Raw genomic sequence first — 25,395 nt, forward strand, 5'->3', positions numbered from 1 at the left:
CCCTGTCGGGACCGGCAGAACCGCCGCATCGGCGGCGTAGACGAGAGCCGCCGGCGAGCCGCCGCCATTACGTCGCTTCGGTTACGCCGTCAGCCCCTCGGCGACCACCGCGCCCAGGCGAGGTCGGTGACGTAGGCATGTTGCGGCGCGTCTGGCCGTCATGAATGCGAGCGGTGAGAGGCGACCCAGTCGGCGAACCCCGCGCGTACGTCGTCCAGACCGATCGGCGCTGTCATGCCCCACCGCGGCCGGGCCGCGTTGAGCTTGCCGGCCATCGACCGGATCATGTCCTCCTCCGGATACGGGTACGGACCGCCCGTGACGAACAGTTGCGCGTACCGGATGGTGTCGACGATGGAAGACTTGATCCGCTCGTGGCCGAGGTACCCGTCGAGGTCCGGCTCCCATCGGGCCAGGTACTCGGGTGGCATGGCAGCCTGCCAATGGTCGAGCAACACCGTCTCCTCGGCCGGCAGGTACGTCATCTTGTGGAGGTGAACGGCGAGGTCGTAGACCGGATCACCCCACAGGGCCAGCTCCCAGTCCAGGAACACGCTGGTGCCGTCGTCGACAATGATGTTCTTGCGGTGCACGTCGGCGTGGACGCAGACGAACGGCCGAGAGGTGAGCGTGGGCCACATGTGGTCGAGCGCTGTCAGTGGATCATCCGGAATGCCGAACCTGTCGAACAGTGGCCGGTACTCGTCGACGAAGGTGTCGTAGATCCACTGGGTGATTCCGGCGAGGCGGCGGCCGAAGCCGGCACTGTCGCCGTCGGCCGGCCAGTCGGCGGGGATCGGCGGCAGCTTGTCCCTGGGGACGTCGGCCAGCTGCCGAAGCAGCCTCGCCACGTCATCCGGGACGTGCGGCGGGCAGGCGGTGCCGCGCGGTGCGATGTCGTTGAGCACGTCCCCGGGGATGAACTGGTGGATCTGGAACGCGGGATCCTTGTTGAGGAACAGCAGCCGGGGTGCCTGAATAACGTACGGCGCGATGGCCGGCAGCAGATCCTCCTCGCGCCACAGCCGCAGGTCCATCACGTCTGCGCCGTGAATGGGGATCCGGACGATGACCGGCCCCGACTTGACCTCGACGCGGATGTTGTGGTTGTAGTAGCCGGCGGCAGCATCCACCTGTGACCGGGCCCGGTCGTAGGTCTCCGTCCACGTCATGGCTGTTCCTCCAGGAGCGCCGCTACCAGTTGCCTGCCACGTTCCTCTAACGCGACGAGGGAGTCCAGCGCATCGATCTGGTCGCGGGCCACCGCAGCGGCGTCGGTAACCTGCTGGTCGCGTTCGCTGAGGGCATCGAGGAACTGCCCAGCCAACACGATCAGGTTCGGGTAGACCTCCGCCTCGACCAGTTCGGCGACGGCCCACCGCGCGGCGTCCACAGCGTCGGCGCGGCGGCCCCGCCTGACGTTGAGGAAGGCCCGGAACAGTTCCGCCCGAGCCCGCCCGGAGCGGTAACCCGCCTTGTCCAACGCGTCGGCGGCGGCCCGGAACGAGCCGCCCGACTCGTCGTACCGACCGAGCCGAAGCTGCGCGATGGCCAGCGCCGTGAACGCCTTGCCGATCTCGTGCTGGGCACCCATGGTGCGCTGCACCTCGATCGCCACCATCGCGGCCGGTACCGCGTCCGCCGGGTTGGTCCACGCCAGCAACTCGGCGCGGTTGGTCTCGAGGTTCGCCAGCCCCACTACCGTGTCCGCCCGTCGGTACAACTCGTAGGCCTGATTCCACTGTTGCTCCGAGGCCGGGAAGTCGAGGGCGAACCGGTGCCCGAGGTGCAGCAGCCGGGCTACGTCCCCGCGCAGCACCGCGTCGTCCTCGGAGCAACCGGCGAGGATCTGCTCGGACATGGCGAACGCGGCCCGGAATCGGCCCTGCCACATCTCGATGTCGGCGAGACAGACACCCGCTCGATGCCGTACCGGTCCCGGGTGGTTCTCCCAGACCTCGGCGAACAACCGACGGGCCGCCCCGGTGGCGCCGCCGATCCGGCGTCCGTGGGCGGCGGCGAGCACCAGCCGGGCACCCACCACCTCGTTCACCGGCCAATCGAGCGTCGACGTGAGCGTCGTGGCGGCCGGCGCGTCACCCAGCATGACGGCCGACTCAGCCTCCATGCATCGCAGCGTGGCGGCCAGTTCGGTCGCGTCACCGCCTTCACCAACGAACTCCTGGAGGTCGCGCCGCACCCCGTCCACCGCCTGTTTGCCGCCACAATTCAGCGCCTGGTCGGCGTACTCCAGCAGTCCAGCGCCGTCGACGTCCTCGGCGTGTAGCGCCGAGTAGGCGGTCTCCCGGATGGCCCTGGCCCTGGTCGCCACCCCGTCCTCGGTGCGTGCCGCCTGTCCGGACCGGTCCGCCCAGATGTCGCGCAGGATCCGGTGTACGTCGCGGGCTGTGGCCGGCGATATGTGCGTGCTCAGGGCGGACCGCATGAGTTGGTGCAGCCGATGACCATGCTGACCGGCCGGGTAGACGAACGAGTACGCCGTAAGTGACTCCCAGGCCGGCCGGTGCCGAGGCAGGTCGAACGCGTCAGCGAGCGCCTGGAAGATCTCGAAGTCGAAGATCCGGGGGATGCTCAGCAATTCCAGGGTGCGAATCTCCTGGCCGCCCACGTGTTGCAGGAAGCGCTGGAGGATCTCCTCGGGGGAGACGGCGCGTCCTGGATCGCCGGCAGCGGTCCAGGTGTCGATCGCCAGATGTAGATAGAATGGAAGGCCGGCACTCGCCTGGGCGATGGCGTCTCGATCCGCCGCATCGGCGATGCCGCTCTCGGTCAGCAGCTCCAGCCGGGCATTCATCGGCAGCCCATCCACCTGGCATTGACGTGTCACCGTGGCCCAGCTCGGATCGTACGCGTGCCAGCGCAGCGGCTCGCGGCTGGCGACCACGACAAGGCCCCGGTCGAGCTGCGCCACAAGGTCACGCAGCCAGACGTCGAGCATCGAGGCGCGGCCGGCCCGGACCGAGGCCGACACCAGTGCCTCGTACGCGTCGACGAAGATGACGTACGGCCGGTCGGCGCTTGATTCCCGCAGATCCTCGGCGAACAGGAAGGTGACGGCGTCGACCAGGTCGACGTTGGAGAGGTCGTCGAGCGACCGCAAAGTGTCGTCGATCCGGATCTGACGTCGACGGCGAGCGCCTGTCGTTGCCCGCTCCGCCAACTTCACGAGGCCGACAGCCGTGCCGAACACCGGAATCCCTGACACGTCGTCGAGGATCTGGGTGAGGGCCTCGCTCTCCTCGACGAACGGCAGCTCCTTGGCCGTGAGCCGCAGATGTGGGTGCAGCCGCTGCCAGTACACGGCGTAGCCGATGTCGAAACGGTCGAACCGCACCCCCTGCCGGCCCAGCTCTACCCTCAGCACGGCCAGGGCGTCCTCCTGCTGACGCATGGCGGGCACCTGAAGATCGAGAGTGGCCGTGCGGCGACCCTCACCGGCCCGGTCGCGCAACTCGCGCAGTAACCTTGACTTGCCGATGCCGCCCACCCCGACGACATTGAGCACCCGAACGCTCGCGCCGACCTTCGCCAACTCCTCGGCATATGCCTCCAGGATGGACTCCCGGTTGACGAACCGTCGGCGCAGCGCGGCCACTCGGCGAAACCTCGGCTCCAGGGGCATCCCGCAGTCCCTTCGGGGTCATGCGCTACGTGGTCGCGTGATGACCGATGCGCCGTGACTCTACCGGCAGGGGGCAACACGCTCAGCGATCCGCTGACCGCCGCAGCTCAGCGTTGAGTTGCGAATCAGACCAACGCTTTGATGCGCGTTGGTCTGGTCCAACCGCCCCTCCGCCGGCCGTGCCCGCGACCGGGATTCCTCTCATCAGGGCCGGCGAACCTGCGGTCCGCACGACCATTGGCCGCTGGCGAAACGTCGGCATTCGCGCGTGGTGAACGACGGGTATCCCTAACGACGGTTCAGCGCCGATCATTGCCCGGTATCGATGTGAGTCATTCTCACCTCCGGGTGGCGCGCCCGGCACGGAGGGCGAGACGTCGGCACCGGAAGCCGGGCGCACCGAAGGCCCGACTCCGCGTCCCCGGAGGATCGCCATGCCCCGTCCCGCACTCCGCACCCGGCTCGCGGCGTTCACCGCCGCCACCCTCACCGCGAGCGTCCTGACGGTGACCCCGCCGTCACCGGCGCTGGCCGCCACCACGTTCGCCGCCAACGACTACTGCCTCGGCCAGTGCTCCGACATCCTGCCCCCCGGACAGAACGGCAACGCCACGCTCGTCGCCATCCTGGCGCACCAGGCGCTCGGCACCCGCCCCGCGCACTCCAGCGACCAGCTCGACGAGTACGCGAACCTCGTCTACAACTACGCCGGGCTGACCGACGAGCAGATCGCCCAGTTCTACAACGACGCCTCGTTCGGCGTGCCGGCCGCACAGGTCGAGAGCACCGTCTCGCCGCGCGCGGACGTGACCATCGTGCGGGACAAGGCCACCGGCGTCCCGCACGTCACCGGCACCACCCGCGGCGGCACGATGTTCGGCGCCGGCTACGCCGGGGCGCAGGATCGGCTCTGGGTGATGGACCTGCTGCGGCACGTCGGCCGCGGGAACGTCAGCTCGTTCGCCGGCGGCGCGCCCGGCAACCGGGAGCTGGAGCAGAGCGTCTGGGCCAACTCCCCGTACACCGAGGCGGACCTCCAGGCCCAGGTGGACGCGCTGCGCACCAAGGGCGCCCGGGGCCAGCAGCTCTACACCGACGTGGTGGACTACATCGCCGGCATCAACGCCTACATCGACAAGTCGATCGCCGACGACAACTACCCGGGTGAGTACGTGCTCGCCGGCGCGGGCAAGCCGAGGCACTTCACCATGACCGACCTGATCGCCACCGCCGGCGTGATCGGTGGCCTGTTCGGCGGGGGTGGCGGCAGTGAGATCCAGTCCGCCCTGGTCCGGGTGGCCGCCCGCGCCAAGTACGGCGCGACCGAGGGCGACCGGATCTGGGCGGCGTTCCGGTCGCAGAACGACCCGGAGACCGTGCTCACCCTGCACGACGGGCAGAGTTTCCCGTACGGGGGGACGCCTCCGGGCGCGACCAGCGCGGTGCTCCCCGACGCCGGGACCGTGGTCGCCGAGCCGCTCGCCCACGACGCCAGCGGCGGGGCCGCCTCCCGCACCGGCGCGAGCGCCGCTACCAAGGAGCTGGTCGGCGGGCTGGCGAACCTGCGCGCGCACGGCATGTCCAACGCTGTCGTGGTCTCCGGACGGCACACCACCACCGGTAACCCCGTCGCCGTGTTCGGTCCGCAGACCGGCTACTTCGCACCGCAACTGCTCATGCTCCAGGAGTTGCAGGGGCCGGGCATCAGCGCGCGAGGGGCCGCGTTCGCCGGGTTGAACCTCTACGTGCTGCTGGGTCGCGGCCAGGACTACGCGTGGAGCGCCACCTCGGCCTCGCAGGACCTCACCGACACGTACGCGGTGCCGCTGTGCACCACCGACGGCACCGCGCCGACGCTGCGGTCCAACCGCTACCTCTACCACGGGCAGTGTCTCGCGATGGAGGCGTTGGAGCAGCGCAACTCCTGGTCGCCCACGCTGGCGGACTCCACCCCCGCGGGCTCGTACACGTTGCGCGCGCTGCGCACCAAGTACGGGTTGGTCTCCTACCGGGGACTGGTGGACGGGCAACCGACCGCGTTCACCAAGCTGCGCTCCACCTACCGGCACGAGGCCGACTCGGCGATCGGTTTCCAGGCCTTCAACGACCCGGCGGCGATGGGCAGCGCGGCGGCCTTCCAGGGCTCCGCCGCCAGCGTCGGGTACGCGTTCAACTGGTTCTACGTCAACTCGACCGAGGCCGCGTACTTCAACTCCGGCTCGAACCCGGTCCGGTCGTCCGGCACCGACCCGAACCTCCCGGCGAAGGCCGAGCCGGCGTACGAGTGGGCCGGCTGGAATCCCGACACCAACGACGCCACGTACGCGCCGGCGTCGGCCCACCCGCAGTCGGTCAACCAGGACTACTACGTGAGTTGGAACAACAAGCAGGCGCGGGACTTCGGGGCGGCCGACGGCAACTTCAGCTTCGGCTCCGTACACCGGGGTCAGTTGCTCGACGGCCCGGTGCGGACGGCGATCTCCCAGCGCAAGCTCGGCCGCGCCGACGTCGTCAAGATCATGGCGGACGCGGCGGTGACCGACCTGCGCGGCCAGCAGGTCCTCAGCGAGCTGTTGCGGGTGCTGGACAGCACGCCGGTCACCGACCCGGCGCTGGTCGACGCGGTGGGCAAGCTGCGCGCCTGGCAGCAGGCGGGCACCCGCCGGGTCGAGACAGCCCCCGGCTCCAAGGTCTACCAGCACGCCGACGCGATCCGGATCTTCGACGCCTGGTGGCCGCTGCTGGCCTCGGCCGAGTTCCGGCCCGGCCTCGGTCCGGACCTCTACGCCGCGCTGGTCGACGCCATCGAGGTCAACGAGGCGCCGTCGGGCGGCCAGAACGGTGGGCGTGACGGCACCGCGAGCTGGGCGTCGCAAGGTCAGGCGCACAAGGGCTCGTCGTTCCAGCACGGCTGGTGGGGCTACGTCGACAAGGACCTGCGTACCGTGCTCGGCGACCCCGTCGCCGGCGGGCCGGGTCGCTCGTACTGCGGCAACGGCAACCTCGGCGCGTGCCGACAGTCCCTGTTGGACGCGCTCGGCCAGGCCGCCGCGCTGCCGGCCACCACGGTCTACCCCGGCGACAAGTCCTGCGGCGCCGGTGACCAGTGGTGCGCGGACTCGATCGCACACTCCGGGCTCGGCGGCATCACCCACCCGGTGATCGCCTGGCAGAACCGTCCCACCTACCAGCAGGTCGTCTCGTTCCCGGCGCGCCGGGGTGACGACGTCACCAACCTGGCCCAGGGCCGCCCGGCGACCGCGTCGAGCACCCAGTTCCTCACCAGCTACACCCCGGACAAGGCGGTCGACGGCAGCCTGAGCAGCCGGTGGGCCAGCAGCTACAACGACAACCAGTGGCTCCGCGTCGACCTCGGCGCGGCCCGCACCGTCAGCCGGGCGGTGCTGCGCTGGGAGTCGGCCTACGGCACCTCGTATCGGATCGAGGTTTCCGGCGACGGCAGCTCCTGGACGCCGGTGTTCGCCACCACCGCCGGCAACGGCGGCGTCGACAACGCCACCTTCGCTCCGGTCACGGCCCGCTACGTGCGGGTGTACGGCGTCAAGCGGGCCACCTCGTACGGATTCTCGCTGCACGAATTCGAGCTGTACGGACGGTGACCCGACCGGGAGGGGCCGGCGAACCGTTCGCCGGCCCCTCCCGCCCTGAGCGCGGTGCCCGGGTGACCGATGGCGGTCTCGTACGCAATCATCGGCCGACCCTGGTGGCGACGGGCGACGGTCCCGTTTGCCGGGCGAGGAGCGGTGCTCTGGGTGACACCCGCGGTGTGCGGGCACCGTTCGGCCGGAGGTACGCGGACAATGGAGCGATGAAGCGAGAGACTCGGCTGAAGCGGTTGACCGGAACGCGCATCGACGGCGCGGTGGCGACGGGCGCGGTGGCCACCGGCGCGCGGGCGGCGGGGGCGGCGTCGCTCGGCGCCCTGGCGCTGGGGGCGCTGGCTGTCGGAGCAGTGGCCGTCGGGGCGCTGGTCATCGGTCGGCTGGCTGTCCGCCGCGCGGTCGTGCGGGAGCTGCGCGTCGGCCGGTTGGAGATCGGCGAGCTGGTGGTGCACAGCCGACCCGCTGCCGAGCAGTAGCCCGCCGCGGCGGTGCGCGGGAGGAGCCTCGGGCGCGTGCTCCCGTCCGCACCGGCACGCCCGATCCGCCCGGCACGTCATGGCCTCGCGGCCTGGCCCAGTGCCGCTTCGACGATTCGGATCGCCTCGGCGGCATCGATGCCGACGCGGGCGATGACGGCCGCGTAGTCGCGGGCGGCGCGGCGGGCCTGTTCGAGGGACCGCTCACCGCCGGCCGACACGTACGAGCCGGCCCGTCCGTGGGTTTCGATGAGCCCGGCGTCCTCCAGCTCCCGGTAGGCCCGTCCAACGGTGTTCACGGCGAGACCAAGGTCGGCCGCGAGCCGGCGGATCGTCGGCAGTCTGGTGCCGACGGCGAGCGTGCGGCCCTGGATCTGCCTTGCGAGTTGGGCCCGGAGCTGCTCGTACGGCGGCGTCGGTGAGGCCGCGTCGATGACGATCATCGCAGCGCCATGGCACGCCGCGCCGTCGTCCCGACGTCCGTGGTCCGGCCCTCGATCAGGCCGAGCGCGCAGACGCCCGCCAGCACGAGCGCCAGTGAGACGGCGTTCCACCAGCCGAGCGAATCCCCGTACAGGAAGATGGCCGGCAGCGACCACACGAGGCTCGGGGTGACGAGGTGGCGGGCGTCCTCGACCCGCATGATGACGTCGGCGGTGAGCGACCCCTCGTCCTCGGCCACGGCCGGGGTCGTCAGGATCTGGCGTAGCTGCATGACGATGCCAGCCCCGACGCCGGTGAGGCCGATCAGCACGACGGCCGCTCCGTACCGCAGGCCGGGGTCCGGCACGGGCAGCACGCTCACGGCGAGGAGCGCCGCGCCGCTGAACGTGGCGACCGCGAAGGCGGCGTGCGGCCGACCGAGCACCACCGGCCAGCCGAGCTCGACCGGATGGGCCACCCGACGGGACAGTCGCGCGCCGGCCGTCCGGTCGACCCGCCGTACCCACCAGCCGAGCAGCCACTGCCCCGTCAGCAGTACGACCACCAGCGCCGCGAGCACCAGCAGCGGTGGCCAGGAGAACGTGTCGTCGTCGAGTCGGCCCAGCACGTGCGTCAGCGCGGCGCCGATCAGGAACGCGGCCAACAGGACGCTGTCGACGAGCTTCGCGTGCCGCCGTACCGCCAGTCGCGTCGCGAGCAGCGGCGTCGGCCCGACGTCGGTCAGGCCGTGGCGGCTGAGCCACCGTCCGGCTTCCGCATGATCCGCTTCGCGCATGACATCCACCCCGATACGTCGCAAGCCTTGTCTCAACAAGATGAGACATAACCTGCACCAATGTCAACCCCCGTCGCGCATCGCGCCGCCTGGCCCGGCGGCCGTCCGGGCGTTGACGGTGACCGGCTGCCGGAGGATGGTCCGCTGCTTGTCGGGGGCGGTCCTGCGGAAGTCGCTGAGGTAGATCTCGTGGTGCCGACCCGCCATGCGAAGCCCTTCACGGGGGATGAATCCGTGGTGCAGTTGCCTGAGCACGGCCGCCTCGTCGTCGAAGGAACCGACGTGCAGTGTCTGGACGCACCGCCCCTCTCGTAGCGTCTGAAGGCGGACGTCGTCGAGTCGCGTCGGTCGGCGCTTCGCGCCGGCCTGCTCGACAGCGGTGGCGAAGCGGGACTGGTCGATCCAGCCGGGGACCATGAGCATCAGCGTCCAGCTCCACCGTGACTTGTCCCGTGCCGTGGTGAACGACTCCATGTCCTCGGCCCACCACAGACCTTCGAGCGGCGGGACGACGTAGTCGCGCCCGAGGTCCCGCTTGCTGGCGAACTTCAGTCGGTACGCCACCGGGTAGAGCGCCGCGATCGCGTCGGCCAGAGCGGGTGAGGTGTTGGGGTCGCCGTGACCGTCGGTCATCAGATACCGCATGTCGGGCACGTCGATGATCCGGAAGCGGCCTCGTTGCGCTCGGTAAGCGTCAAGGGACTTCTTGAAATCGACTTTGCCGTTGGTCTCCTCGGTCATCCGGTCATTCTGCAGGGATTCGAGAGCGGGATGTAACTCTCCGGAAGTGCCTGACCACGTGGAGAAAGTGCGACCCACCTCACCACTGGCGACCGAAATTGGTGCCGGAAAAGCGAGACCAAAATGGTCCGTCGGCCCGTCTTTAGGGTGACGGATGGTCACGGCCGGCGGTCGGCCAAGGAGGGGTAAGGGACGTGGGGGACCTACGTGGGCGCTTCAGGGACGAACTGGCCCGACACGTCGCCCCGCCGCTCGGTGACCTGGTTGAGCAGTCGGTGGTGCAGGGTCGACGACTACGCCGCCGGCGTCGGCTGGCGCAGTTCGGCGCGGGCGGATCCGCGTTGGCGATGCTGCTCGTGATCGGCCTGGCGGCCGGGCCGCTCACCGGCGGCGCCGACCAGGTGGGTCAGTCCGAGACGTGGGGCGTCGGTTCGCCGGGTGGGCCGGTCGACAGCCCGACGCCGTCCCGGGCGCAGACTTCCGACAGCGCCCCGGGTGGCGGGTCCGTGGCGGGCGCAGCCGAGGCCCCGGGAGTGGCCACGTCGGCGGCTCCCACCACCACGGTGATCGACAACGTGCGGATCGGCGCGGGGCCGGACGGTCCACTGCTGACGACCACACCGCAGGGCGCCCTGGAGTTGTTGATGCGGCTCCTACCCAAGGGCGAGACCAGCGGTCAGGCGAGCTTGGGAAGCAGCGGGGCGGGCCCCGGCATGCCGTACGTCCAGACCTTCCTGGATCGGGGCGACGGACCCGGCATGGTGCGGCTCTCCGTCTACCAGGACGACCTCGGCGGCGATCCGGTTCCGGGGACGGTGGAGCTGACCGAGGTGCCCGGCAACTGCGTGCAGGACAAGATGATCACGGTGTATCACCGGGACGGCCTGCAGATCGACGTGCTGCTCTCCACCTGTCTGGCCTGGGATGGCAAGGGGAGTTCGCCCGCGCCCGCCGTTCTGTCCGTGGATGAGGCAATCGCGATCGCCGCCAATCCGAGCTGGGGGACGAGAATTCCGGCCGAGTACGTCCGGAGCGGCGCCAAGAGGTTCCCCACCCTGGCCAGGTCGAATGGCTGACGAAGACTTCGTGGAATTCGCGCAGGCGGCCGTGGGCCGCCTGCGCGACGCCGCGTTCCTGATGTGCCGCGACTGGCATCTCGCCCAGGACCTCACCCAGACCGCGCTGGCGAAGATGTACGCCAACTGGGGGCGGGTCCGACGGGCCGACGACCTCTACGCGTACGCCCGCAAGGTACTGCTGCGCTGCGTGATCGATCAGCAGCGGCGTCGCTCCAGCACCGAGTTGGCGATGTCGACGCCGCCCGACCAGGGCGAGGAGCATCCGGCTGAGCTGCGCATGACGTTGCTCGACGCGGTCGCCACCCTGCCACTGCGCGATCGGGCGATCATCGTCCTGCGCTACTGGGACGACCTGAGCGTGGAGACGACCGCCGAGGTCGTGGGCGTCTCCACGGCCGTCGTGAAGAGCCAGAGCATGCGCTCCCTCAGCCGGCTGCGCGAGTTGCTCGGCGAGACCCGTTCCGAGTTGTTCGCCGAGGAGCGGCATTGATCGGCCGGGTCTGTCCGGTGGCGGCGACGGGGGTGCCACCGCGCACCCTCGGCGACGCCGCGACCTGCGATGGCAGTCATCTGTGTGTGGGAGGTTCGGTGTCCGTGTCGAGCAGCAGGACCTGCCGGGGCCGGGTTCGCGGCAGGGTCCGGGTGCCGGCTTTGGTCGTGCCGCTGGTCCTGTCGGCGTTGGTGGTGCTGGTCGCGGGGTGTCAGCGGTCGGGGCCGGGTGACGGCCCCGAGAAGCCACCGACCGTGAACGTCGAACGGAGTGGCCTGAGCATGCTGCTGGGAGCGGGCGACCTGGGTGCGGGTTGGCGTGCGGACGACGCGCGGCCCGGTCTGCCACCCTGGCCGTGGGAGCAGGACGACTGCCCCGACTACCAGAGCAGCGACTACACCGCGAAGTCGCACCGACGGGCTGCCGTGGAGCGCTACTACCGGCTGCCGGACGGCTCGTCGCCGGCCCACCACATCGTGGAGACGTACGAGCCCGGATGGGCCGAGCGCAGTGTCGACGACGTCCGTACGGTCCTCCGACGGTGCGCGAGCTACCTGATTAACGGATCACGGGTCTCGTTCGACATCATCGACCCGCACTATCTGGGCGGTGCCGGTCTGCTCGTCAGGGGCCGCATCGCACATGCCGACACCCCAACTACCGCTAGGTACTTCGTCATGGTGAAACGGGACGAGACGGTCTCGACTATCAGCCTGCCCGACTTGGGCGACCAGGCTGCGGTGGATACGATCGCGGCGAAGGCGGTGGCCCGTCTTGGCTGAGCGGGGAGGTCGGATGCTGCCACGCCGCTGGGTTGTCTCCGCGGTCACCGTGTCCCTCGCCGGCGTCGCGACGGCCGCCTACGGCACGACGCACGTCCGCGACGGCGGCGGGGGCGACGCGTCACCCGGTCGTTCGCCGGCCAGTCCGGTTCCGACGACGCCGGCCGTCGACCGGCTGAAACCGGCGCGGGCACGTATCGAGGCCTACGTCGACCGGTACGACGGCCATCTCGCGGTCGCGGCAGTGGATCGACAGAGTACGGCCGCGGTGACGGCCGGCGCCACCCGCTTCGAGACCGCCAGCATCGTCAAGGTCAATATCCTCGCGGCGCTGCTGCTGCGCCAGAACCCGCCCGGTAAGGCCCTGAGCTCGGAGACCAGACGGCTGGCCGAAGCCATGATCGTGTCCAGTGACAACGACGCCGCGGTGGCCCTGTGGCAGAAGATCGACGGCTCGCGCGGCCTCACGGCCGCGAACCGCACACTCGGTCTGCTGGAGACCAAAGCCAACAAGCACTGGGGGACGACCACGACCACGGCCGCCGACCAGATCCGTCTGCTGACGGCGCTGACGTCGTCGAAGGGCCCGCTGACGCCGCAGGACCGTACCTTCGTCATGGGCCTCATGAAGAAGGTGATCCCCGAGCAGCGGTGGGGAGTCACCGCCGCGCGTGAGCCGGGCAATTCCGTGTACGTCAAGAACGGCTGGGACACCGTGGACGTCGACAGCGGTCGCTGGCTCGTCAACAGCATCGGACGGATCGTCGAGGCCCGTCACGACTGGCTGATCGCCGTGCTCTCCGACCATCACGTCAGCCAGGAGGCGGGCGTCAGCGTGGTGGAGAAGGCGGCGAAGTTCGTCCTCAAGGAGATGCGCGCCGCCACCGCGGGCGACGGCCCTTCGTAGGGTGGGCCGTCGCCCCCGGGCGTCCCGCCGCACGGCTGGCGTTCGGGCGGTGGCCGCCGATCAGGGCCGATCGGCGGCCGCCAGGGGCAGGTGCGCGACCGGCACGAGTCGCCGGACGCCGCGGCTCGGGCTGGGCTGTTCGGTGCCCCGGACGGTCGCGATGTCGGCCGCGAGCGCCTCGATCTGTTGGCGGGTGACGCCCGGCATGCAGATCAGGTGGCTGATGCCGCCGTCGGCGTTCGACAGGCCGTAGCGGCGGGAGATCGGCGGTGGCGGTGTCGTGAAGTAGACAGTGAAGGCGTGGACGTTGCGCCAGGCGGGCCAGCCGACGCTGGCCAGCAGGGAGTGGGCGAAACGAGCCGTTTCGCGTGCGCGCTCGGCGCGCTCACGGTGCCCGTCCTCGCCGAGCAGTCGCAGCGCGTACCACATCTGGACGGCGAGTTGGCCGCAGCGCGAGCCACTGATGGTGCTGTCGGTCGTGGCGGTGTAGGAGATCCGTCGCGCTGCCCGTTGCAGCGAGCGGCGGGTGACCACCAGACCGCCCGGGATGGTGGTCCCGTAGAACTTGTGGCAGGAGATGGCCACGGAGTCGACCACGCCGCCAAGGTCGATGGCCACCGGCCGGTCCGGCAGCAGGGCCAACGGCACACCGGCGAGTGCTCCGTCGACGTGCAGGTGAGCGTTGCGGATCGCCAGCTCGGACAGGGCGCGACGAACACGGGCTGGGTCGTCCACCGCCTCCGTCACGGTCGTGCCGGCGTTGGCCACGACGATGGCGGGCCGGTCCCTGCGCCGGGCCAACTCGCCGCGCAGATCGTCGTAGTCGATCTCACCGGTGACGTCGGTGCGGATGACGACCTCGGGGAGGTTGAGCATGCTGGCGGTCTTGCGGATCCAGTCGTGGGTCGCCTGGCTGTAGTAGAGGACGGGACTCGCGCCGGCGAACCGGTCCCGGGCGAGCAGGATGGCCGCCTGGTTGGCCTCCGTGCCACCACTGGTCAGATATCCCCACCGATCGTCGGCGGGGGCGCCGAAGAGGTTCGCGTGCCAGTCGATGACCCTGCGCTCGTAGGCCTTCGTGTGAACGGTGTCGGGGTCGGTATCCGGGTCACCGACATTATTGATCAACAGTCCGAACAGGGAGGTCACGGGTCCATAGTCGATATCCACCGCGGCCGGGAAGCCGATCGACCTGCGCGCTGACAGAGCGGCTCGTAACTGCTCGATCTCAGCGGTGAGGGAAAGGTCGTCGGGAACGCTTGTGGGGGAGGTCACGGGCTCTCCGTTGATAGGCGACTCAGCGAAGAGTGGACCATGACGCCGACGTACAGGCAACAGTCTCCGAATCGCGATCAAGCCGACTGGCGGTGCATGGTTGATCGCGGTGTGTGTGCGATGAGAGGCTGTGGCGACGTCTTTGGAGGGACTGACACCGTGGCGTACGACAGGCCGGGAACGCGCTCGAATCCTTTTGAGAGGAGCGCCGACGATTGGAGAGCGGCGGCGAGTGCCGGAAGGACGGCAGCGGTCCCCTGGGACCAGCACTCGGGCAGCCAGCCGTCCATCCCTCCGGAGCCGGCGCCGGCGGTTGGACGCCACGGTTGGGTGGCGCCCACGACCGCGATACCGTCGCCCGCCGTCGAGCAGCAGCCGCCGGTCCCCTGGCAGCCCACGCCGTCCGCGTACGCGCCGCCACCGGTGGAGCCGTCGCCGACCACGCGCGAGTCGCCGACCGCGCCCCCGGTCAGCGATCCGGAGACGCGGCGGATCTGGGCGTCGTTGCGATCGTCCGCGTTGAGCCGGGTCGGGTTGATGAACACGATGCACGGCCGGCACGCGTGGGCGCAGCGCCGGCGCAACCCGCTGTGCCCCTACGGCTTCGCCTTCCTCTACGCGGTGCCGGTCATCGGGTCCACAGCGGATCGATCGGTCTTCGAGGTGGGCGCGGCGACGCGTCTCGACAAGGCCGGCGAGGACGTCTCACACCTGCCCAGGCTGCTGTACGACCTCGCGCAGACGGCGCGACACTACCTCGATAACGGAGGTTTGGATCCGCGTCAGCCCCCGCAGATGTGCAACCGGGTCGACGAGCGGATCACCGCCGAGTCGACGTTCATCGGGCTCGCGGTCAGCTCGCTCGACGGTCCGCTCGGCACCTGGGAGCAGACGATGCGCCGGGTGGAGGGTGAGGACCGCATTCCCGGCCGCTTCTACATCCAGATGATGGATCCCGAAGAGACGCGGATCGTCGTCGACCGGCCCACCGATCCGTGGGAGAGACCGCTGATCCAGTCCACCACGCCGCTCTACGAGTCGTGGCGTCCGTTGCAGAGCTACTCGGGCGACGCTCCGATCTGGACGGGGATCGCCCAGTTGGCGACGCTGGTGCACCTCGGCGCGCAGCGGATCAGCCCGACCAGGGGCGCGACAGCCTAGAACCTGAAGCAGGCGGCGCCGCTTCGGCGGCGCCGCCTGCTTCATCGTGTGGACGCGGCTCAGAGCGTGAGGTGACCCAGGTCCTCGTCGACCTGCCGCGTCGGGTTGGTCTCCCGTTCCCCGATGCCGGTGAGCAGGTCCGGGCGGCGGGCCCGAACGCTGATCGCCCACAGCACGCCGATGACGACGAAGACGCCGACCGTTCCGGGCACCAGCCAGGCGGTGTGGGAACCGGGTGGCGTGCCGAGCGCGGCGCTGATGTTGACCAGCGTGACCAGCAGGATCACCGCGATCGCGATACCACCGAGGGTGGGAGCGATCGCCCGCGCCCACAGCGACTCGCTGCGTCCGCCGCCCCGGGCGAAGTAACGGACGGTGGCGAGTGAACTCACCGTCATCAAGAGCATCAGGCTGACCGCGGCGATGTTGCTCAGCCAGGTGAACATGGTCAACGCCTCGGCGCCGCTCACCACGAACAGCAGGATGACGATCAGAGCGGTGATCGACTGGGTGATCGAGCCGCCCAGCGGCGCGCCCGACCCACCCTCGCGGATGGCCGCCAGGCGAGCGGGCAACAGCCGGTCCTTGCCGAGCGCGAACAGGTATCTCGCCACGCTGTTGTGGAAGCTGATCATCGCCGCGAGGACGCTGCTGACCAGCAGCAGGCCACCCAGCGCCACCAGCAGGACGCCGGCGCTACCGGCGCGGGAGCCCGAGAAGACCTCGAACGGCAGCGGCGCCGCCGGGTCGCGGGCCAGGTCGACGACCCGGTCGGCGCCCACCGTTGCCACCATTGCCCACGCGCACAGCGCGTAGAGCAGGCCCAGGCCCAGGATCACGTAGATGATGCTGCGCGACACCGCCCGTGGGGTGCGCGCCTCCGCACCGTACGCGGCGATGGTCTCGGTGCCGAAGAACGCGGCGAAGCCGAGGGGAAGGACCGCGAGCCCGGCCACCACCCCGGTGTCGAACAGTTGCGCCGGGTTCAACGCCGCGAAGGTCAGTTGACCGCCCACCGGGTGAGCCAGGCCGACCAGCACGAACACCAGCAGCAACGTGATCTCGACGATCAGGATGGTGCCGAACATGGCGGTGCTGACGCCGGTGCGTTGCAGACCGAACGCCGCGACGATGGCCCACGCGAGGAGCGCGCCGACCCACCACGGTCCGCCGACCAGCCCGCTGATCACCGACCCGAGCAGCCCGTACAACGAGATCTGAATGGTGTTGTAGGCCAGGAGCACGACCGGCGCGCCCGCGACCCCGACGAGCCGGGACAGGCCGGCGGCGAGGGCGGTGTAGAAGATTCCACTGGGCTGCACGTAACGGGCGATGGCGATGTACCCCGGTGCCCACAGGAGCATCACGACCGTCAGGAGCAGGAAACTGGAGGCCACACCGGTATTGCCGGTCGCCGCATAGGTCGCGACGATACCGCCGACGAGAACGGCCATGGGAGACGACGCGGTCGCGCCGAACGTCACCAGAGAACTCGTTCGCAGAGTTTTGCGTGCCAGTCCCCGCTCGGCGGACACCGTCAGGGGGGTCACCGAAGGCGTGACCATAACTGAACCTCCCCAGGTTCTAGGCGATAGGTCAGGGACGGGACTCGATGACCTTACAGGTGATCTCGCCGTTACTGGGAGCAGCGGGTCGCAGAATTTGAGCGCCCCGGGAAGCGCAACGAAGATTCGGGACGACCCGCCTCGCGTCCTGTGTGGACAATCGGCCGTGTTGATCGTTAACCGCCTCGGAAGAGGGAGGAAGGATCACCCCGCTGAGGGAGGCTGGACACCCGTCACCGGTGCGATGGTCGGGTCACGGCCGGTGGTTCGCCGGAGGACACGAGGCGCCGCGGCGGGGGTGATGGCCGCGGTCGTGCGGATGGGGTGACGATGACGAAGCAGGCTGTCCGGGCTGCCCGGATGTTCGACGGCGAGCGGCTCACCGATGGTGGGGTGCTGGTCCTCATCGAGGGCGGGCGCATCGCCGACGTGCACCGGGGCTGGATCGACGCGCCGGTGGGCTGGCCGGTACGCGAGGCGCGAGACGGGACAGTGTTGCCTGGTTTGGTCGACGCACACGTGCACCTGTGCGCCGACGCCGGGCCGGACGCGCTCGGTCGACTCGCCGAGCGCGCCGAGGCGGATCTCGACGCGGTCATCGAGGCGTCACTGCGCGCGCACCTGGCGGCCGGCGTCACGACGGTACGGGACCTGGGCGACCGACGCGACGCGGTGCTCCGATGGCGGGCTCGGGGAGTACGCGACGACCTGCCGACGGTGGTGGCGTCGGGTACGCCCATCACCAGCGTTGGCGGACACTGCTGGGCGCTGGGGGGTGAGGCGAGCGGTGTCGACGGTGTGCGAGAGGCCGTGCGGCTGCGAGCGGCAGCCGGCGCGGACCTGATCAAGATCATGGCCAGCGGCGGGGTCTTCACCCCTGGCACGGACACCAGTGGATTGCAGTTCACCGATCAGGAGATGACCGCCGCCGTTGCGCAGGCGCACGACCTGGACCTGCCGGTGACCGCGCACGCGCACGCCCTGCTCGCGGTCGAGCAGGCGCTCCGCGTCGGGGTGGACGGCATCGAGCACTGCACCTGCGTGACCGCGGCCGGGGCCCGCGTCCCCGACGAACTCGCGGCCCGCCTGGCCGCGTCCGGACCGGCGGTCTGCGCCACGCTCGGCACCGATCCGGCCGTGGTGACGCCGCCGGAGGTGGTGGCGATGGCGGAGCGGGCCGGGCTCAGCGCCGCCGCGCTACGTGCCGGTGCCGCCACGCTCTACCGGGCCGGGGTCCATCTGGTGGCCGGTTCGGACGCGGGCCTCGGCCCCGCGAAACCGCACGGGATCCTGCCGGAGACACTCGTCGAGTACGTGGCCTGCGGCATTCCCCCCACCGCCGCCCTCGCCGCGGCCACCGCGATCGGTGCGCAGGTGTGTGGCGTGGGCGGCGGTAAGGGCCGCGTCCGGCCCGGATTCGAGGCCGACCTGTTGATCGTCGACGGTGACCCGACGAGCGACATCGGGGTGCTGCGCCACCCGCTCGCCGTGTACCGGGCAGGTGTTCAGGTGGGCTGACCTCTGCGGGGTGGATCACCGACTGCGGCCGGCCATCCACTGCCAGATGTGGGTGCCGTGGTGGCTGGGGTCGTTGCGGGCCACGTAGATCCAGGACCAGTGACCGGGGAACTGGTAGCCGTCCCAGACGACGTGGTCGTACAGGGTGACCAGCGATCCTCGGATGAGGTCGTGCGCGTGGATCGTGTTGGTCTCCGGCGGCACGGTGTCGTCGTCGAGCGAGGTGACCAGCCAGGTCGGCGTCCGGATCGCCGCCAGCTCCGCGTCCGTGACCAGCGGCGGGCCCTGCCCGCCGAGCGGCTCGACGACGCCGCAGATCGGCACCGACGCGGCGAACAGATCGGGATACGTGACGGTCATCTCCAGGGACATGTAGCCGCCGTTGCTGCAACCGACCACGTAGATCCGGTCGGGGTCGACGCGCTCGCGACGCACGAGATCCTGGACGATCTCGCGGATCAGCGGTGCGAACCGGGGCCCGTCCTCCATCCAGTAGGAGGTGCTCTGCGGAGCCACGACGTACGCGCCGGAGAAGATCCGTTGGGCCTGCGGGGTGGCGAAACCCAGCGCACCGCGGTTGGCGCGCAGCGTGGTCTCGTTGTCGTAGTAGTCGTCGGGGAGGGAGGCGCCCTCGCCGGCGCCGTGCAGCCAGAGGATCAGCGGCCGTCGGCCGTGGCGGGGCGAATGTGCCGGGGAGTACAGCCGGTACTTGAGGCCCGACCCCGAAACGTGGTGGGTGAAGGCGTCCACCTCGGGGTTCGACAGTCGCCCCTGCACGAAGCGCGTGATGGTGAGGGGGGAGCCGTGGCGGCGCGCGAGCGGCGTGTTCTGCGTGATGGTGTAGACGAGGTCCAGTCGGACGTTGCGGCCCTTGCTCAGGATGTAGCCGAGGGTGCCGCCGCCGGGTTGACCCTCGGCGTGGCTCAGCTCCAGGACGATGTTTCCGTGCCGGTCGAGCCGGGCCGCGGTCACCGTGCGGTCCAGGTCGTACTCGCTGAAGATCAGATCGCCGGGAGCGATCGGGAGCGGGCTGGTGGCCTTGGCGTGCACGGTGAACGTGTCCGGGGTGAGCCCCGCCGGGTCGATCGGGCCGAGCCGACGGGTGTCGAGGGTGACCGAGGTGACCTGCTCACCACCGTCGAGCGTCCGCGCGTCGAGGGTGAAGCCCACGCCGACCTCGTGGTGCCGGTCGTCGGCCTGGGCGGCGGCGCCCGGCAGGGTGAGACCGAGAGCGGCGCCGGCCGCACCGGCCAGCACGGTACGGCGAGTGACAGGCATGGACATACGGCCCCCCGTTTGTAGACAAACGTCGATGGCACCCCACCGTAACGGCGTGGAAATCCATCGGCAACCGACGCGGACGCGCGGCCAGGGCGCCCGGGGCCGGGAATCCCGGAGGGCGCCCTGATCGGTCACGGACGGACGGTCAGCTCAGACGCTCGAACACGGAGAACGGGTACACCCAGGCCTGGGTGAAGATCAGCCCCAGTCGGTGCAGGTAGCGCTGGCAGGTGTTCGGCTGCGCCGGGTTGGTGCAGAAGGTCACCCACAGCTCGGAGTACCCGTCCTTCTCGGTCGGGCTGTGGGCGTACACCTCGTCCCGCGTCACGAACTGCATCGAGGTCAGTCGCGGGTCCTGCACGTCGTTGGGGAAGGAGAGCGAGGTGTCCAGGTTGTACAGCACGATCTCCGTGGCGAACAGGCAGACGCTCGCCTGGAAGTACAGCTCGTAGATGGTGGAGTAGGTGGCGGTCTCGTAGACCTGCTCGGAGACCTCCTCGCGATAGCAGGGGGTGCCCGGCGGGAAGGCGGCCGGCGGGGTAACCGGAATCACGTTGGCCCCGACGCCGCCGATGGCGCGGGCCGCCCGGTGCGTCGACGCCGCGGCGAGACCGCCGTCGGCGCAGGCCTTCTTCGTCGTGCAGATGGCCGTGTCGGGCGTCGCCGCCGACGCGGCCGCCGCCGGAACGGCGAGCGTCGCCGCGAGCACGGTCAGGGCCAGGGCCAGAGGCTTGAGGTGTACGGACACGTGACCTCCATCGATCGGATCGGTGCGCTGTGCTCCGCGCACGAGCAGGATCGCGGATCCGATCGGGCTCTGGCCGGAATTCCGTACACCGCCGTACACTGACGAACGTCGATTGTCGACGGTGGGGGGCAGGGCACTGGATGCCGCGGGGGCGCAGACGTCCGACGACCTCGCCGGCCTGTTGCGGGCGTTGCGACGCAGGTACGCACGCCAACACGGCGACGGCGAGCTGACCTATCGGGAGCTGGCCGCCCGCACCGGCTGGTCGCACACCGCCATCGCGGAGTACCTGACCGGGAAGACGCTGCCGCCCACCGACCGGCTCGACGCGCTGGTCCGGCTGCTCGGCGCGACGCCAGCCGAGCAGGGCGCGTTGGCCACCGCCCGGGACCGCGTCGAGGAGAACCGCCGCCGCACGCCGCGTACGCCCGGCCGGCTGGTACCCCGGCAACTGCCCGCCGACGTGGCCAGCCTCGCCGGCCGCGACGACGAGGTGGCCCTCCTCGACAAGCTCGTCGCCGCGCCCACCTCCGTCGTGGTGGCCGCGATCTCGGGAACCGCGGGCGTGGGCAAGACCGCCCTGGCCGTGCACTGGGCGCATCGCGTCGCCGATCGCTTCGACGACGGTCAGCTCTACGTCAACCTGCGCGGCTTCGACCCGCGCGGGCAGGCGGTGAGCGCGGCGAAGGCGCTGCACGGCTTCCTGGACGCGCTCGGCGTTCCGGCCACCCGGGTGCCCGCCGACCTCGACGCCCAGGCCGCCCTGTACCGCAGCGCGCTCGCCGGCAAGCGGATCCTCATCGTGCTGGACAACGCCCGGGACGCCCAACAGGTCCGCCCGCTGCTACCCGGCACGCCCACCACCATGGTGCTGGTGACGAGCCGCAGCCAGCTCACCTCGCTGGTCAGCCTGGACGGCGCGCACCCGCTCCCGCTCGGCCTGCTCAGCCGCGACGCGTCCGCTCAGCTGCTCACCCGTCGGCTCGGCGTGGAACGGGTGGCCGCCGAGCCGGACGCCGCCGAGGCGATCATCGCCGCGTGTGCCCGGCTGCCGCTGGCGCTGAACATCGCCGCTGCCCGGGCCCAGCAGTCCGGCTTTCCGCTGGCCACCCTCGCGGCCGAGCTGGGCACGGCCGGTCAACGGTTCGGCGTACTCAACGCGGGTGACGCGGTCGGCGAGGTAAGGGCGGTGTTCTCCTGGTCGTACACCGCGCTCAGCGCACCGGCCGCCGGGCTGTTCCGGCTGGTGGGCCTGCACCCCGGCCCGGACATCACGGTGGCCGCCGCGGCGAGCCTGGCCGGTCGCGCGGTGGACGACACCCGACTGCTGCTGACCGAACTGACCCGGGCGAACCTGCTGGCCGAGTACCGGCCCGGCCGGTTCACCGCGCACGACCTCCTGCGCGCGTACGCGGCCGAACTCAGCGACGGCACCGACTCCGTGCCCGACCGCAGGGCCGCCACGATCCGGCTCCTCGACCACTACACCCACACCACCCACGCCGCCGACGCCCTGCTGCGCCCGCACAGCGATCCGGTCGACCACCTCATGGCCCCGGCGGCGGCCGGTGTGCGTCCGGAACGGCCCGCCTCGCACGCGGAGGCGCTGCACTGGTTGACCGCCGAACATCCTGTGCTGCTCGCCGCGCTCCGCTTCGCCGCGAGCGCCGGCTACGACGCCCACACCTGGCGGTTGGGTCGGGCCCTCGACACGTTCCTGGACCGGCAGGGGCACTGGCACGACCGGGTCGAGACCTGCCGGGCGGCCCTGCTCGCCGCCGAACGTCTCGGCGACCCGGTCGCCCAGGCGGTCGCGCACCGCTTCCTCGCCGGCGCGCACACCGTGGTCAACCGGTACGCCGACGCGCACAGCCACCTCGAACGCGCCCTCGACCTGTACGTGGCCGGTGGTGACACCGGGGGCGAGGCGCGTACGCACCAGAACCTCGCCTCGCTCTGGGACCGTCAGGGCGAGCCCCGCAAGGCGCTCGAGCACTCAAGGCGGACTTTGGTCCTGGCCCGCGCCGCCGGCCACCGCAGGGCCCAGGCCGACGCGCTCAACGCCGTCGGCTGGTGCCACGCGCAGATCGGCGAACACCTCGCGGCGCTTGCCTACTGCGAGCAGGCGCTCGACCTGCTCCAGCAACTCGACGACCGGGCGGGCGAGGCGGCGACCTGGGACAGCCTCGGGTACGCACACCACCACCTCGGCCAGTTCGGCCGGGCCGTGGAGTGTTACGAGCGCACGCTCGACCTGACCCGGGATCTCGGCGACCTCTGGGGCGAGGCGGACACTCTGAGCCGGCTGGGCGACACCCGCCTCGCACTCGGCGACCCCGCCTCCGCCCGAGCCGACTGGCAGCGGGCACTGGACATCTTCACGGCCCTGGACCACCCGGACGCCGCAGCCGTCCGCGCCAGGTTGCGGGCCCGGTAGGCGTCCGCGCCGACCAGACGACGGCGCGGGTGCCGGTTTAGCTCCTTGCGCGGCGGGGATTCCCGGCAGCGCTCCGGCGGCAGCCGGGTACGGGTGGGGGAGGCTGATGCGTAGGATCCGGACCTCCCGCGGTGCCACCTCGAACGGGGTGACCAGATCCCGGAGGCCGTTCGGAGCGGAACGTGACCCGAGCCGGGTGGTCACCTTCAGCGACGCCGTCATGGCGATCGCCATCACCCTTCTCGTCCTGGAGATCAAGCCGCCCGAGGACACCGAACACCTCATGCGCGGATTGCTCGACCTGTGGCCGTCCTACCTGGCCTACGGCGTCACCTTTCTGCTGCTCGGCCAGATCTGGGTGAACCACCACGTCATGTTCGATCACATCCGCTCCGCCGACCGCCTGCTGCTACTGCTGAACACCCTGCTGCTGATGGTGATCGCGTTCCTGCCGTTCGTCTCGTCGGTGCTGGCCCGTGCCTTCGAGGAGGGGCCCGGCAAGCGGGCCGCGCTCGTCTTCTACGGCATCGTCTACGGGGCCGCCTCCATCCTCTTCAACGTCATCTGGCAGTACGCCAGCAGCGGTCACCGTCTGTTGACGTCCACCACCGACGAGGCCACCGCCCGAGCGATCAGCAGGCGTTTCCGGGTGGCCCCCGTCTGGATCGCTGTCGGAACCGCCCTGTGCGTCGTCCACCCGATCGCCGGCCTGATCGCGGTCGCGGCGTTCATTCCCTTCTACTGGCTACCGATCAACGGTGAGATCGCCAGCATCAGACGGACCCGGGCCCAGGCCGCGGACGGCCCGCCCTGAACCTGTCCTGTCGCAGGCTCGGGGCGGGCCGGCGCGGGCCTCAGCGACCCTGCAGGCGCTTCACGTTGTCGCCGAAGGTCCATCCCTTCGAGCCGTCCCAGTTCGCCGACCAGGTCATCAGGCCCTTGAGGCCGGGCACGGAGTTCCAGGCCTGCGTGACCAACGACGTCGACAGGTAGCCACCGCCCGCCCCGATCTGCGCGGGCAGGCCCGGGACCTGCTTGTCGTACGGCACCCGGATGGTGGTTCCCCCGATGGTGAGGCCGTTGTTCAGGCACTGCGTCTGCACGGTGAAGCCCTGCACGGTGCCAGCCGGGTACGAGTCGCCCGAGCAGCCGTACATGCTGCCGTTGTAGTACTGCATGTTGAGCCACCAGAGCCGGCCGTTGTCGACGTACTTCTTGATGATCGGCAGGTATGAGCCCCAGATCGAGCCGTAGACCACGCTGCCGCCGGTGACGTACGCGGTCTCCGGCGCCATGGTCAGGCCGAAGTTCGACGGCATTCGGGCCAGCACGCCGTCGATGATCCGGATCAGGTTGGCCTGCGACGTCGACAGGGTGTTGATGTTGCCGCTACCGGTGAGGCCGGTCTCGATGTCGATGTCGATGCCGTCGAAGTGGTAGTTCGTCAGGATCGGCACGATCGTCGCGATGAACCGGTCGGCGACCGCGGTGGAGCTCAGGTCGATGCCGGCGGCGGCACCGCCGATCGACATCAGGATCGTGGCGCCGGCCGCCTTGGCCTGGCACATCTCGGCGGGGGTCGCCACCTTGACGCCGGCGTCCATGCCGTTCTCCCAGAGGACCGTGCCGTCCGCGCGGATCACCGGGAACGCTGCGTTGATCACGTTGTAGCCGTGCTGTGGGAGCCGGCTGTCGGTGATCGGGATCCAGCCGAGCCCGGGGTGTACGCCGTTGGACGCGCCGTCCCAGTTCTCCCAGTAGCCCTGCAACACCTTGCCGGTCGGCCGGGACTTCACCCCGCAGGTTCCGCCGGTCGGCGGCGGCGTGGTGGGGGGAGCCGTGGTCGGGGGAGCGGTGGTCGGGGGTGGCGTGGTGGGTGGCGCGGTCGTCGGCGGTGGCGTGCTGGGTGGGGGAGTGTTTCCCGAGCAGGCTCCCAGGTCACGCCAGAGCGACGGGGTCGAAGCGGGGTTCCAACCGGCGCCGACGTACGCGGTGTGGGTGACCAGAGCCTGGTAGAGCCGGCCGCCGTAGGTGACCTGTGCGCCCACCTGGTAGGTGGTGCCCTCGGCCCAGGCGGGTGCGGTGCAGGCGACCATCGCGACGGCGTTGCCCGAGGACACGGCGGCCATGCTGCTGGGGACGAAGGCGACGGCGGCCGCGACGGACATCGCCGCCCCGGCCAGCGCTGCGACGATGCGACGGCTTCTCATGGCTCACTCCCCAGGCTTCGGCGACCCGCGACCTCCACATATTGACGTTCGTGACGTTTAATATCAAGGGTTGTTTACAGATAACCTGTCGAACGTCGCCGGCGAAGTCTTCGAGGAAGGCGCTCTCGCTGAGCTGCGTACCCGTTCTACATCGGGCAGGGTGCGGGTGGTCGGCCGGTAACCCTGTTCCTCGCGCCGCTGGCGATGAGGCCGCGCGGCCGGGTGGCCCAGGTACGAGAA

Annotated in this window: 20 protein-coding genes; 10 read left to right on the plus strand and 10 right to left on the minus strand. The window is 70.4% G+C overall.

What is annotated here, in order from left to right; translation table 11 throughout:
• Nucleotides 1–158: 158 nt before the first annotated feature.
• Nucleotides 159–1,172: an aminoglycoside phosphotransferase family protein gene (locus ACIBTX_RS15210; protein WP_357171448.1), complete on the minus strand. Its 1,014-nt coding sequence runs from the start codon at nt 1,170–1,172 to the stop codon at nt 159–161.
• Nucleotides 1,169–3,616: a hypothetical protein gene (locus ACIBTX_RS15215; RefSeq protein WP_396832603.1), complete on the minus strand. Its 2,448-nt coding sequence runs from the start codon at nt 3,614–3,616 to the stop codon at nt 1,169–1,171. The genes ACIBTX_RS15210 and ACIBTX_RS15215 overlap by 4 nt, the downstream gene beginning before the upstream one ends.
• A gap of 461 nt (nt 3,617–4,077) precedes the next feature.
• Between ACIBTX_RS15215 and ACIBTX_RS15220 the strand changes: the two genes are divergently transcribed.
• Together ACIBTX_RS15220 and ACIBTX_RS15225 are read left to right on the plus strand one after the other, a co-directional pair.
• Nucleotides 4,078–7,263: a penicillin acylase family protein gene (locus ACIBTX_RS15220; RefSeq protein ID WP_396832604.1), complete on the plus strand. Its 3,186-nt coding sequence runs from the start codon at nt 4,078–4,080 to the stop codon at nt 7,261–7,263.
• 209 nt (nt 7,264–7,472) lie between these two features.
• Complete coding sequence (locus ACIBTX_RS15225) at nt 7,473–7,742, plus strand: hypothetical protein (protein ID WP_357120713.1); 270 nt, start codon at nt 7,473–7,475, stop codon at nt 7,740–7,742.
• Between the two features lie 77 nt (nt 7,743–7,819).
• Here ACIBTX_RS15225 and ACIBTX_RS15230 read toward each other — a convergent pair whose 3' ends face one another.
• The 3 genes from ACIBTX_RS15230 to ACIBTX_RS15240 form a co-directional block, all read right to left on the minus strand.
• Nucleotides 7,820–8,185 (minus strand): GntR family transcriptional regulator, encoded by a 366-nt coding sequence (locus ACIBTX_RS15230; protein WP_357120710.1) that lies wholly within the window; start codon nt 8,183–8,185, stop codon nt 7,820–7,822.
• Nucleotides 8,182–8,961, minus strand: coding sequence for a hypothetical protein (locus ACIBTX_RS15235; RefSeq protein WP_357171451.1), 780 nt, complete (start codon nt 8,959–8,961; stop codon nt 8,182–8,184). The genes ACIBTX_RS15230 and ACIBTX_RS15235 overlap by 4 nt, the downstream gene beginning before the upstream one ends.
• A 63-nt stretch (nt 8,962–9,024) precedes the next feature.
• Nucleotides 9,025–9,702 (minus strand): GyrI-like domain-containing protein, encoded by a 678-nt coding sequence (locus tag ACIBTX_RS15240; protein ID WP_357120704.1) that lies wholly within the window; start codon nt 9,700–9,702, stop codon nt 9,025–9,027.
• 194 nt (nt 9,703–9,896) lie between these two features.
• Between ACIBTX_RS15240 and ACIBTX_RS15245 the strand changes: the two genes are divergently transcribed.
• From ACIBTX_RS15245 to ACIBTX_RS15260, 4 genes are all read left to right on the plus strand, one after another.
• A complete protein-coding gene (locus ACIBTX_RS15245) occupies nt 9,897–10,778 on the plus strand; it encodes a hypothetical protein (protein ID WP_357171452.1) in 882 nt (293 codons plus the stop codon).
• Nucleotides 10,771–11,271: a SigE family RNA polymerase sigma factor gene (locus ACIBTX_RS15250; RefSeq protein ID WP_357120698.1), complete on the plus strand. Its 501-nt coding sequence runs from the start codon at nt 10,771–10,773 to the stop codon at nt 11,269–11,271. The genes ACIBTX_RS15245 and ACIBTX_RS15250 overlap by 8 nt, the downstream gene beginning before the upstream one ends.
• 104 nt (nt 11,272–11,375) lie before the next feature.
• A complete protein-coding gene (locus tag ACIBTX_RS15255; protein ID WP_363660933.1) occupies nt 11,376–12,053 on the plus strand; it encodes a hypothetical protein in 678 nt (225 codons plus the stop codon).
• Nucleotides 12,054–12,066: 13 nt separating this feature from the next.
• A complete protein-coding gene (locus ACIBTX_RS15260; protein ID WP_357120692.1) occupies nt 12,067–12,960 on the plus strand; it encodes a serine hydrolase in 894 nt (297 codons plus the stop codon).
• A 60-nt stretch (nt 12,961–13,020) separates the two neighbouring features.
• On the opposite strand, the gene ACIBTX_RS15265 is transcribed toward ACIBTX_RS15260, so the two are convergent.
• Entirely contained in the window at nt 13,021–14,559 is a 1,539-nt protein-coding gene (locus tag ACIBTX_RS15265) for a histidine decarboxylase (RefSeq protein ID WP_357171454.1), read from the minus strand.
• A 6-nt stretch (nt 14,560–14,565) separates the two neighbouring features.
• Here ACIBTX_RS15265 and ACIBTX_RS15270 point away from each other — a divergent pair, with 6 nt between their 5' ends.
• Nucleotides 14,566–15,396, plus strand: coding sequence for a hypothetical protein (locus tag ACIBTX_RS15270; protein ID WP_357120686.1), 831 nt, complete (start codon nt 14,566–14,568; stop codon nt 15,394–15,396).
• A 59-nt stretch (nt 15,397–15,455) separates the two neighbouring features.
• Here the strand turns inward: ACIBTX_RS15270 and ACIBTX_RS15275 are convergent, their stop codons facing one another.
• Nucleotides 15,456–16,880: an APC family permease gene (locus ACIBTX_RS15275; RefSeq protein ID WP_357120683.1), complete on the minus strand. Its 1,425-nt coding sequence runs from the start codon at nt 16,878–16,880 to the stop codon at nt 15,456–15,458.
• Nucleotides 16,881–17,291: 411 nt separating this feature from the next.
• Here ACIBTX_RS15275 and ACIBTX_RS15280 point away from each other — a divergent pair, with 411 nt between their 5' ends.
• Nucleotides 17,292–18,479 carry an amidohydrolase family protein gene (locus tag ACIBTX_RS15280; RefSeq protein ID WP_357171455.1) on the plus strand — a complete coding sequence of 396 codons (1,188 nt, stop codon included), beginning with the start codon at nt 17,292–17,294 and terminating at the stop codon, nt 18,477–18,479.
• Nucleotides 18,480–18,494: 15 nt separating this feature from the next.
• Here the strand turns inward: ACIBTX_RS15280 and ACIBTX_RS15285 are convergent, their stop codons facing one another.
• Both ACIBTX_RS15285 and ACIBTX_RS15290 read right to left on the minus strand, forming a co-directional pair.
• A complete protein-coding gene (locus tag ACIBTX_RS15285; protein ID WP_396832605.1) occupies nt 18,495–19,757 on the minus strand; it encodes a prolyl oligopeptidase family serine peptidase in 1,263 nt (420 codons plus the stop codon).
• Between the two features lie 148 nt (nt 19,758–19,905).
• Complete coding sequence (locus tag ACIBTX_RS15290; protein WP_357120673.1) at nt 19,906–20,508, minus strand: hypothetical protein; 603 nt, start codon at nt 20,506–20,508, stop codon at nt 19,906–19,908.
• A gap of 121 nt (nt 20,509–20,629) precedes the next feature.
• Here ACIBTX_RS15290 and ACIBTX_RS15295 point away from each other — a divergent pair, with 121 nt between their 5' ends.
• Together ACIBTX_RS15295 and ACIBTX_RS15300 are read left to right on the plus strand one after the other, a co-directional pair.
• Complete coding sequence (locus tag ACIBTX_RS15295) at nt 20,630–22,945, plus strand: tetratricopeptide repeat protein (protein WP_357171457.1); 2,316 nt, start codon at nt 20,630–20,632, stop codon at nt 22,943–22,945.
• A gap of 148 nt (nt 22,946–23,093) precedes the next feature.
• Entirely contained in the window at nt 23,094–23,759 is a 666-nt protein-coding gene (locus ACIBTX_RS15300) for a TMEM175 family protein (RefSeq protein WP_357171458.1), read from the plus strand.
• A gap of 40 nt (nt 23,760–23,799) precedes the next feature.
• Here ACIBTX_RS15300 and ACIBTX_RS15305 read toward each other — a convergent pair whose 3' ends face one another.
• Nucleotides 23,800–25,155 (minus strand): carbohydrate-binding protein, encoded by a 1,356-nt coding sequence (locus ACIBTX_RS15305; RefSeq protein WP_357120664.1) that lies wholly within the window; start codon nt 25,153–25,155, stop codon nt 23,800–23,802.
• Between the last annotated feature and the right edge of the window lie 240 nt (nt 25,156–25,395).

It is taken from the genome of Micromonospora sp. NPDC049359 (assembly GCF_044466585.1).
In the GTDB taxonomy this organism is placed as follows: Bacteria; Actinomycetota; Actinomycetes; order Mycobacteriales; family Micromonosporaceae; genus Micromonospora.